Here is an 8,027-nt window from a genome sequence, read left to right on the forward strand (position 1 = left end):
CCGTCTTCGCCCCCGCGTCTTTCTTGTCCAAATATCCTCGGGGGTCCGGGGGCGGTGGACGGCACGACAATATTCTGGAACGCGGACCGCGATCTGCTGGAATGGAACGGCCTTAGTCCGACCCCGGACGCTCTGCCGAAATCGCGGTGCTGAACCCGCCGCTGTCCAGCGTATGGGTGGCGGTGCGGATCGACCAGAGGCCGTTAACTCCGGCGCGGAAGCCGGCGGTCAGAATGCGCCCTTCGGCCGCGACCAGCGGATCGCCGGGGAAGGTGGCTTCGAAGGAGTCGTTGCCCCGGTCAATCTCGCCCAGCCTGGCGGTTGCGGCGGCCTTGGCCTCGTCCTCGGTCTTGTGGATGTGGCGCAGCTTCACGACGGGCGATCCCGATCCCGCCGTGACCTCTTGCCGCTTGGCCTCTTTCGTGTCCTGCCAGATCGCCGTGACGGACTTGTAAGCCTCGCGGGTGGTCAGGGTCAGGGTCCAGGTGGACGTGTTGCGCTCAAGCACCGGACGCGGCGGGATCGGCAGGCCGCTGACCGTGCGACCCTCGCCCTTGCCCTTGCCCATGAACGGCAGGGTGCCCCCCCTTGACGCTGACCAGCGCATCATGGTCGCGGCCGAGGCGATCGAGAAAGCTGATGTCACTTTCGTCGGCCTGGTCGATGTGCTCGATCCGCACCGCCTGGAACCGAGCCGACACCTTGGGCGTCAGGTCATGTTCGCCCGCGATCTTGCCGACGATCTCGCTGATGGTGGTCTTGTCCCAACCGCGGGCCTTCTGGTCCTTGATGCTGCCGCCCAGATCGGCGGCTTTGGCCCGGATCGTCAGCGTGGCCGAAGGCGATGTCACCATCACCTCATCCGACGTGAATAGCCCCATGGGGATCAGGCCGGTTTCGCGGTAGCCCAGCAAGACCAGCAGCGGCGCGTCCGGCGCCGGAAGCTCGATCAGGCCGTCGCGATCATCCAGGAGGATTTCAACGGTGTCGGACTTGGTTCCGGCCTCGTCGGTGATGGTCAGGCCCAGCAGGCGATCCTTGATCTGGGGCGTGATGTCGGCCCCGGCGGCGATGACCTTGAAATCCGGCGTCATGTCAGTCCCACGGGCGAATGGTCTGCGGCTCGCCCGGCTGCGCCTCGGGCAGGTCGATCACCACGCCGGCCGGCAGGATCGGGCCATAGGCGGCCAGGCCGGGGTTGGTGTCATAGACCGCTTCGACGCTGTGGGAATCGCCGCCGTAATAGTTGTGGCAGATCAGGTCGACCATATCGCGGTCCTTTGTGCGGTATCTCATAGCAGCCTCGCGATGGTCTGGATGGCCGAAATCGCGGAGACCAGGGCGCTGGTGCCGCCTTGGTCTGCGCCGTATTCGGCAATGCTCATGGTGAAGGCGACGGCGCCGGGCGCGCCATCGGCGAAGAATTCGCTGCCTTCTTCCTCGACCCGGGTGATGACCCATTCGCCCAACACGTCGCCCAGACCGCTAACCAGCAGCAAGGGCTTGCCGCGCCCGGCCAGCAGCCGCATGGCGTCCAGCTGGCCGTAACCGCCCGCAAAGTGGGGCAGGATTTCGCCCGTCAGGGTGATTTCGTCCGACCCGGCCCCCAGGAACTGGCGGGCCGGCTTGCGGCCGATGCGATCCTGCGGTTCCCAGCGGCATGCCGAGCGCCGGGCGACCGTCTGGGGCGCTGCGGTGTGCAGCATGAACGGATAAGGCCCCAGCATCATCATCACCTTAGTCATGCAGGAGCCCCCGCAAGTCTGCGGCCGCGCGACGGCCGGCGGCTTGAAGTTCGGCGCGGACGGCGGCGCGCAACTGGCCCGCGTCGAGACCGCTGCCGTTGATCACTATATTATAGTGCGGCTGATGGCTGATCTGGCGGGCCTGCCCGGCGGGCGCGGCGACGGGCACGGGCATGGACGCGCCGCCGAACTCCGGCGCCGGCCCGCCGCCCATGACCAGGCCGGCCAGGGACCGCGCCCGCTGTGACAGATCGACCAACCCGCGCAGGGCGTTGTGATGGGCAATGAAGCCGCCCCGGCTTTCATAGCGCAGTTCCGGGCCGCGCTCGCCGACCAGAAGCGCGCCGGGGAAGAAACTGCCGCCCTGGGCGCGCGCCGGGACGGCCGGGACGGTGACCCCTGGCACGGCGGCGGGCGGCAGGATGGGGCTGCCGTTGTTGCTGGCAACGCCGTTATAGCCGCTGCTGATCGGCCCTTTGCGCGATCCGGTGACCAAATTCATCGCCGCCGCGCCATTGTCCTGGACCCATTTTAGCCCGTTGATCACCGGGGAAATGATCGCCCATGCTTCGGAACACTTGCTCGAAATCCAGTCCAGCGCAGCGCCTAGGGCGTCTTTGGCTATGTTCCAACCGGCAACGATGCTGTCCGTCACGCCCAAGGCATCGGTGATCGGCTTGATGCCGTTCTCCCACGCCCACTTGAAGATCCCGACAATCCCGTCCCACAGCGTCTTGTAATAGCCCTTCAGGCTGTCCCAGACCTGTTGCAGGCCCGCGACCGCGCCGGACAGATCGCCGGTGAAGATGCCGCGCAGGAATCGCCCGAAGCCGCCGAAAATTTCGCGCACATTGCCCCAGAGCCGCCCGAACCACGGCCCCACAGTCGCCCAGTTGCGATAGATCAGATAGACAGCCCCGGCGATGGCAGCAACGGCCAGACCGATAGGATTGGCGAGCATCGCTCGCCCGATCAGGGCGATACCGCGCGCCACCAGCGGCAGGGCGGTGCTCAAGGCCACAAACACCCGCAGCAAGCCAGCAATACCGCGCACGGCCACTGCATAACCCCGGATGCCAAGGGCGAGCACACCGTTGAACAACCACCAGGCGCCGACCAGCGACTGCACCGCCATCAGCGCGCCCAGCACCCCGACCTTGACTGCGAAAAGCCCGGCGACGGCCATGCCGATCCATTTGACCGTCTCGGGGTTGGCCTGCATCCAGTCGCTCATGCGCTGAAGCATTGGCTGCAAGGCTTCGGTCACGTCGGTAATAGCCGATAGCAGGGGGATCAGCGCCACGGAAAGTCGGGTCAGGTGGTTGCGGAACACCACGAGCTTGGCCGAGGTGGTTCCGGCCACGCCCTCATACTCGGCCTGCATCGCGCCCGCATAGGACGCCGGATCGCCGACCAGGTCGAAGGCGCGGCGCAGGTTGTCGAGGTTTTCCAGCAGCGGCGTGACCGCACCAACGGCTTCATCACCGAACAACTGCCGCAGATTTGCGGCCTGTTCGTGCTCGGGCAGCTTCTTCAGGGCCTCCATCACGTCGATGATACTGCCCTTGGCATCGACCCGCATCCGCTGCGCCAGTTCGGTCGCGTCGAAGCCCAGCCGCTTCATGATCTTCGCCTGCCGGTCGCTCATGGCTTCGCCCGCGACCAGGGTTGCGGTGAAGTTCTTCATCGCGGTGGCCGCGATCTCGGACGAGGGTGCCGCCGTGCGAAAGGCCGTCGCAAGCGCGGCGATTTCGGTGGTGCTCATGCCCGCGACCTTGGCGAAACCGCCTTGTCGGCCGATGATGTCGGTCACATCGGCCGCGCTGGCATTCATGTTGTTGGAAAGGAAGTTGACCGCGTCACCCAGTTTCATGGTTTCGGCCTGGGTCTGGCAGAAGGCCGGTCGGAACCAGCTTGGGCAGGCCGCGCAGGTAAAGGCCGGTGGCCTTATAGGCGGGTTCGCCGAACCAGAACGGCTGCACGATCTGCGGTTCCGGTAGATCGGCCGGCATCCGTGCCCGTGCCAGATCGTTCATGCGGGGGTTCTCTATCGCAACCCGTTCGATGGGCGCATTCCAGCAGGCGGTGAACAGCGCAACGCCGGCCTCGAATTCGGCCTTCATGCTGGCCCAGTCGCGCCCTTTGGGCAGCACCTTGGGCCGCGTCCATTCGCCCGGTCCCGACATCCAGCGCCGCCCGGAGCGACACAGCCGGGTGCAAGGGGGATGCGCAACGAACAGCAAATCCCAGCCATCGGCCAGATAATCCCGGACATCGCCACGAATATGCCGGTTGCTGCCTTCCTCGGACGGCAGCAGATCGCAGGACCAGGCGTCATGCCCCAGCGCCGCGAAAGCACGGCGCATCACGCCCGAGGTTTCGCAGCCGATCAGGATGCTGGCCATCACTGCCCCCTTCCCGTGGGGCCGGGCAGGGCAAGCTGCGGCGCGGGTAATGCCAAGGGCTTCGCCTTCGGCTGGCGCTTCGGCACGGTCGGCTTTGGTGCGGGGGTGTTGTGCGCGGCCCGGATCGCTTCCAGCGCCTCTATGGTGCTGCCCATATACCAGCCCTCGACCTCCACCTTCAGGGTCAGCACCAGCTTTTTGCCCTTGGTGGCGCCGGAATAGGAAAGCAGCTTGGGATCGCCACCGTTGGCACCGCTATCCGACGAAATCAGGAAAATGCTCATTTCCCGGCCCCTGCCATCCACGCGGCGGCGGTCTGCACCACCGTTTCATCCAGCTTTTCGATGTTCTCGGCCTGCATCAGGCGGGCGCAGGCATCGCCCAGTTCCAGCGCCGCGCGCCAGAAACCGCCGGTCATCTTGCGGAACTGCGCAGCCGTCTTGCGGCTGACGCTGCCGAAGCGCGGCGTGATGCAATAGGCCGCGACCTCTTCGTCGCTGCCCATCGGCCCCAGCACCACGCGCTTGGCGCCGATCCGCTGGCGCAGCTGCGCCAGATAGGTGCTGACGGTGGCCTGCGCCATGGTGCGCGACAGGATGTCGGTGCCGACGATGATCAGGCCGCATTTGCCCTGGTCGGACAGGCAGCGCAGGATTTCCAGCTGCGCCCATTTCAGGTGATTGGCCTCGTCCACGATCACGAGCCGGCCTTCCAGCACCGCGATCAGGCGCTTGAACAGGGTGTTTCCGGTGCCGGACGGATCAACCGCCAGGCCCTTCGCGTTCGCGGCCTCGACGATCAGGCGCAACATGTCCTTGTCGCTGATCCGGGTCCAGCACTCAATCCTGATGGCGTCCAGTTCCTCGGCAAGCCACAGGGTCATGCTGCTTTTGCCGGTGCCGGGCTGGCCGGTGATCTGGCCGATCCGGCAATAGGACCGGGCATCCAGAACCGCCCTGCACATCGCCACCGCATGGTCGGCGGCTTCCGTGCGGATGTAATCCGACTGGGTCATTGTCCTTCCTCTTCTTCGAATACGACGCCCGACAGAGCGGCGTTCTGCCCGGTCCCCCACTGACTGGAGGCACGGCGCGGAGTGGTTTCGGGGTTGGCAAGCCGGGCGCGTTCCTCGGCTGCGCGCAGCACAGCACGATCCAGCATCCCGGCATCGACCACGGCGGCGACCGGAATTTCCGGGGCCTCGGGCAGGTGGCCGATATGGCGGCGGGCTTCGTCGGTCAGGTCGAGCAGCGCCACATGGCGGGACTGGTCGCGCAGGTGCCGACGCAAGAACTTGTTGCGTGATCCGCCCTCGTGGGCGCCTGCCGGGTCGAGCGGGTGATAGCTCTGTTCCGGGTGTGCGAGGCCCAGCAATTCGCCATCATCGCCGAAGACAAAGATGAACTGCGGATCATAGGCCGGAACGCGCGCCGTGACTTTGGTGCCGGGCAGCAGGCCCAGCAGCTTGTCCAGGTAATACCGCTGGCTGCGGCTGTCGCGTGGGGCGTAGCTGATGCAGCCCCGATCCGGCACCCGCTCAATCTGGGCCGAAAAGGCCAGCGACAGCACATCCGGGTTCGATACGGCGGTCTTTCCCCAGCCAGCAGCGATATGCTCGCGCAGCCGTTCGTTCGGGCTCTTGCGGCTCTGGCGCGCGGGGCGGCGGTGGTAGTGGTCCAGGTGCAGGCGGACCGTTTCGACCAGTTCGGCCATGCCGCCCGGGAACGGCATCGGATCGCGCCCCTTGGCGTGGGTCTTCTTTCGCATCCGGTCGCCGGCCGTCCAGCCCTCGACATGGCTGAAAAACACCTGTTCCAGGTTGCCGAAAAGCCCTTCAATCCCGGGCTTGCCCTTGGCGTTATAGGCCAAGGACCGGACAACCGCTTCACGGCCGGCCCTGACGCGGGCATCGGCGAAGCTGTCTTCCTTGACGGTCATGCCAACCAGTTTCGACAGCGCGGTAAAGCCGTCGATCAGGTCCGGGTCGCCGTATTCCGACCCGCTGTCGAGGTAGAGCAACCGGGGCAAGCCCCATTCCGCAACCATCCCTTCGAAGGACATGGCGATGTGCTCGCGCCGGACGCCTTCACCTTCCTCAAGCAAGATGATGGTCATGTGGATTTCGCCGGTCGAAGGGTCAAACCAGCTGATCGCCTTGGGATAGGCCACCCGGCCGTTCGGGCGCCGGATCATGATGTCCATCGGGTGCACGTCGCCGACGATGATTTCGCGGGGCTTCAGCTGGCCGTAGTCGCGGCGGATCGTTGGTGCGATGGTGTCTTGATACCGCGCGTTGTCCTTGTCGCGAACTGCGATCACCTTGTATTGCCGCTCGCGCCGCACCGTATAGGCGCTGACCGCGCAAATCCCGACCCGTTCCGTCAGCGCATTGCGCGCCTCGCACAGCGCGTGAAGGTCGGAAATCTTGAAGAACTCTGCCGTCATCAGATCGGCCCGCTCACGCTCGGTCAGTTCTGACAGCGCCGAACGCGCCAGTTCCGAGGCATCCCACGAAGACTTGCTCATGCCGCCACCTTCACGTTCAGGGCCAGCTTGCGCGCCTCTGCATCCATGCGGATGCGATAGGCGGCGGTGACGACCTCACGGCCGGCGGCTTCGATAAGGTCATCAAGCAACCCTTGGCTGCGCGGCCCGGCGGACATTCCAAATGTCACTTGCCGGATCGTGGACCAAGCAACGCCTTTGTCTTTGCACCATTCATGCAGGGTGGTGCCCCGCGAACGCATGGACCCTGCGATCACCTCGTGCAGGATCGCGCCGGGCTGGAACACGTTATTCTGGAATGACATCGCTTTCCCCTGTATTGCTGCCCTGACACGCTGTCATGGCGTAATGGGTATGCGGCAAATATTTCCATGTCGTGCAACACGAATGTGGCAATATTTTACTATGGACAAGCTAAGTGCCGGATTTTGGAGAAAATATTTCTGCTTTCCGCGCCTCTATGGGCATGTCGAGAGCAGCATTTGCCGAAGCCCTAGGGGTCAAGCCCGACAAGGTGAAGCACATAGAAACGGGCTTTCAGCGTGCGGATCATGAATTCGTTGCAGTTTTAAGAAAGAAATTTGGTGTTGATCTCAACACAATGTTCGACGATGCCCCCAGCCGCGAGGGCCAGCAGACGACAGAGGATCGCTCGGCAATATTTGCCAGTCCCGGCCAACAGTTTGTGCAAATCCCGCGCTATTCCGTGGCGGCCAGCGCCGGGCACGGGGCACTAGTTCATGAGGAAGAGGGCAGCGGCCAATATGCGTTCAGCCGAAAGTTCCTTGAGAGACGCGACCTCAAGCCGGACCGCCTAGCGGTGATCTCGGTCAAGGGCGACAGCATGGAACCCGAGTTGTACGATGGCGACCTGATCCTGCTGAACATGGCAGAGACGGTGCCGCGCGACAGCCGCATCTATGCCGTGCGCTACAACGCCGACCTCTTCGTCAAGCGCGTCATGGAACTGCCGGGCGGGCGTATCCAGTTGCTCTCGTCGAACCCTCACTACCCACCCATAACAGTTGACGCGGCCGACCTGGACGGCATCCAGATTATCGGCCGCGTCGTGAACTCAACGCATGAATGGTGACTTGCTTCCGCATCAGGAAGCGGGCGGCAGATGGCGGAAGTTATTCCAGCCGATCATGTTCCGGCTGAACGCGACTCGCACGGATCACCTGATCAGGCCGACCCAGCAATTGCAGGGCCTTGATCAGGGCCATTCCAGATTACCGCCATCCCCCTATTCCAGATTACCTCCACTCCCCCCATCGCCAGAGCGTTCCCTCAGGATATTTCGACAAGAAAGAAGCCGGGGGGGCGGTCGAAAATGGGAAACGGCCCGCTTCGGGGGCGGGCCGGTCCGAAT

Annotated in this window: 10 protein-coding genes and 1 pseudogene; 1 reads left to right on the plus strand and 10 read right to left on the minus strand. The window is 64.5% G+C overall.

The genetic code is table 11. The features are described 5' to 3' along the window. Positions 1 to 112: 112 nt before the first annotated feature. The 10 genes and pseudogenes from QM682_RS18285 to QM682_RS18330 all read right to left on the minus strand — a co-directional run bounded on the left by QM682_RS18285 (position 113) and on the right by QM682_RS18330 (position 6,942). Entirely contained in the window at positions 113 to 568 is a 456-nt protein-coding gene (locus tag QM682_RS18285; protein WP_415132356.1) for a hypothetical protein, read from the minus strand. Then, positions 501 to 1,094, minus strand: a complete 594-nt coding sequence (locus QM682_RS18290; protein ID WP_415132358.1) for a contractile injection system protein, VgrG/Pvc8 family — start codon at positions 1,092 to 1,094, stop codon at positions 501 to 503. Before QM682_RS18290 ends, QM682_RS18285 begins: the two co-directional genes overlap by 68 nt. 1 nt (position 1,095) lies before the next feature. After that, positions 1,096 to 1,269, minus strand: coding sequence for a tail protein X (locus QM682_RS18295; protein ID WP_415132360.1), 174 nt, complete (start codon positions 1,267 to 1,269; stop codon positions 1,096 to 1,098). 23 nt (positions 1,270 to 1,292) lie between these two features. Next, the gene (locus tag QM682_RS18300) at positions 1,293 to 1,733 is read right to left on the minus strand and encodes a phage tail protein (RefSeq protein ID WP_415132362.1); all 441 of its coding nucleotides are present in this window, start codon (positions 1,731 to 1,733) and stop codon (positions 1,293 to 1,295) included. Between the two features lie 4 nt (positions 1,734 to 1,737). Then, positions 1,738 to 3,618, minus strand: coding sequence for a phage tail tape measure protein (locus QM682_RS18305; RefSeq protein WP_415132364.1), 1,881 nt, complete (start codon positions 3,616 to 3,618; stop codon positions 1,738 to 1,740). 10 nt (positions 3,619 to 3,628) lie between these two features. Further along, positions 3,629 to 4,150: pseudogene (locus QM682_RS18310) on the minus strand (hypothetical protein); the annotation flags it as partial. Continuing rightward, positions 4,150 to 4,434 carry a hypothetical protein gene (locus QM682_RS18315; protein WP_415132366.1) on the minus strand — a complete coding sequence of 95 codons (285 nt, stop codon included), beginning with the start codon at positions 4,432 to 4,434 and terminating at the stop codon, positions 4,150 to 4,152. The pseudogene QM682_RS18310 and the gene QM682_RS18315, both read right to left, overlap by 1 nt. Beyond that, positions 4,431 to 5,165, minus strand: coding sequence for an AAA family ATPase (locus tag QM682_RS18320; protein WP_415132368.1), 735 nt, complete (start codon positions 5,163 to 5,165; stop codon positions 4,431 to 4,433). Before QM682_RS18320 ends, QM682_RS18315 begins: the two co-directional genes overlap by 4 nt. Then, positions 5,162 to 6,676, minus strand: coding sequence for a hypothetical protein (locus tag QM682_RS18325; RefSeq protein ID WP_415132370.1), 1,515 nt, complete (start codon positions 6,674 to 6,676; stop codon positions 5,162 to 5,164). The genes QM682_RS18320 and QM682_RS18325 overlap by 4 nt, the downstream gene beginning before the upstream one ends. Further along, entirely contained in the window at positions 6,673 to 6,942 is a 270-nt protein-coding gene (locus QM682_RS18330) for a hypothetical protein (protein WP_415132372.1), read from the minus strand. The genes QM682_RS18325 and QM682_RS18330 overlap by 4 nt, the downstream gene beginning before the upstream one ends. A 131-nt stretch (positions 6,943 to 7,073) precedes the next feature. Between QM682_RS18330 and QM682_RS18335 the strand changes: the two genes are divergently transcribed. Beyond that, complete coding sequence (locus QM682_RS18335) at positions 7,074 to 7,748, plus strand: helix-turn-helix domain-containing protein (RefSeq protein WP_415132373.1); 675 nt, start codon at positions 7,074 to 7,076, stop codon at positions 7,746 to 7,748. Positions 7,749 to 8,027: the final 279 nt, after the last annotated feature.

It is taken from the genome of Paracoccus sp. (in: a-proteobacteria), assembly GCF_047605025.1.
Taxonomy (GTDB): domain Bacteria; phylum Pseudomonadota; class Alphaproteobacteria; order Rhodobacterales; family Rhodobacteraceae; genus Paracoccus.

What these genes read in the sequence shown, in the direction of transcription:
- QM682_RS18285 (WP_415132356.1), bottom strand. Translation starts at nt 568, where the DNA reads ATGGGCAAGGGCAAGGGCGAGGGTCGCACGGTCAGCGGCCTGCCGATC.
- QM682_RS18290 (WP_415132358.1), bottom strand. Translation starts at nt 1,094, where the DNA reads ATGACGCCGGATTTCAAGGTCATCGCCGCCGGGGCCGACATCACGCCC.
- QM682_RS18295 (WP_415132360.1), bottom strand. Translation starts at nt 1,269, where the DNA reads ATGGTCGACCTGATCTGCCACAACTATTACGGCGGCGATTCCCACAGC.
- QM682_RS18300 (WP_415132362.1), bottom strand. Translation starts at nt 1,733, where the DNA reads ATGATGATGCTGGGGCCTTATCCGTTCATGCTGCACACCGCAGCGCCC.
- QM682_RS18305 (WP_415132364.1), bottom strand. Translation starts at nt 3,618, where the DNA reads ATGAAACTGGGTGACGCGGTCAACTTCCTTTCCAACAACATGAATGCC.
- QM682_RS18315 (WP_415132366.1), bottom strand. Translation starts at nt 4,434, where the DNA reads ATGAGCATTTTCCTGATTTCGTCGGATAGCGGTGCCAACGGTGGCGAT.
- QM682_RS18320 (WP_415132368.1), bottom strand. Translation starts at nt 5,165, where the DNA reads ATGACCCAGTCGGATTACATCCGCACGGAAGCCGCCGACCATGCGGTG.
- QM682_RS18325 (WP_415132370.1), bottom strand. Translation starts at nt 6,676, where the DNA reads ATGAGCAAGTCTTCGTGGGATGCCTCGGAACTGGCGCGTTCGGCGCTG.